1 protein-coding gene is annotated in these 869 nt (G+C 56.5%); it reads left to right on the forward strand.

Annotated elements, in window-relative coordinates:
• Nucleotides 1–839 (forward strand): IS110 family RNA-guided transposase (locus tag RW092_RS09035; protein ID WP_316010031.1); only part of this gene is annotated, 839 nt, incomplete at its 5' end.
• Nucleotides 840–869 lie beyond the last annotated feature (30 nt).

Consider the following 869-nt stretch of genomic DNA (forward strand, 5'->3'; position numbering starts at 1 on the left):
AAGTGAAAACAGATCGACGGGATGCCGAGCAACTCGCGCGTTTGTATCGTGCAGGAGAGCTCACTCCCGTTTACGTCCCCGAACGGGAAGATGAGGCTCTACGGGAATTGGTTCGCGCCCGTGAAGCTGCCAAGGAAGATGCCCACCGGGCTCGTCAGCGGATCTTGAAATTCCTGCTTCGTCACCAGATTGAACCACCGGCCACAATCAAGCGTCGCTGGACGAAGAAGTATCGCGTCTGGCTGGGGCAACTGGTATTCCCGTACGAGCCCATGCAGGTGGCCTTCGATGAGATGCTTCATGCTTTGAATGAGATCGAGCAGCGCATGGGTCGCCTAGAAAAAGCACTGGTAGAGCAAGCGGCGACCGGCTCCAAGGCTTCGCTAATTCAAGTTCTTCAGTCCTTACGAGGGATTGGATTGCTCACAGCCATCACCCTTGCGGCTGAAATTGGAACCTTTGCGCGTTTTCGCTCCCCGGCCCAACTGATGGCGTACTTGGGACTGGTCCCTCGTGAGTATTCCACGGGCCTAAGTACTCGCCGCGGCAGCATGACCAAAGCCGGAAATGGCCGCTTGCGACGGACTTTGGTGGAGTCCGCTTGGAGTTACCGTCACCGTCCTGCCGTAAAAGGGGATCTCGCCAAACGACTAGATGGCATGCCCGCCGACGTACAGCTGTTGTCCTGGAAGGCGCAAGAAAGATTGCATTACAAATACCGTCATCTTGTGTTTGGAAAGAACAAGCACAAGAATGTGGCCGTCGGTGCGGTGGCCCGGGAATTGATTGGGTTCATATGGGCGGTTGCTCGAACCGTGGAGCAGCCAGCAGCCTCCTAACGCCTTTGGACGATGAAGGACGCAGGGGAC

This window comes from Paenibacillus sp. 3LSP, from assembly GCF_032465655.1.
GTDB classification, from domain to species: Bacteria; Bacillota; Bacilli; order Paenibacillales; family Paenibacillaceae; genus Fontibacillus; species Fontibacillus barengoltzii.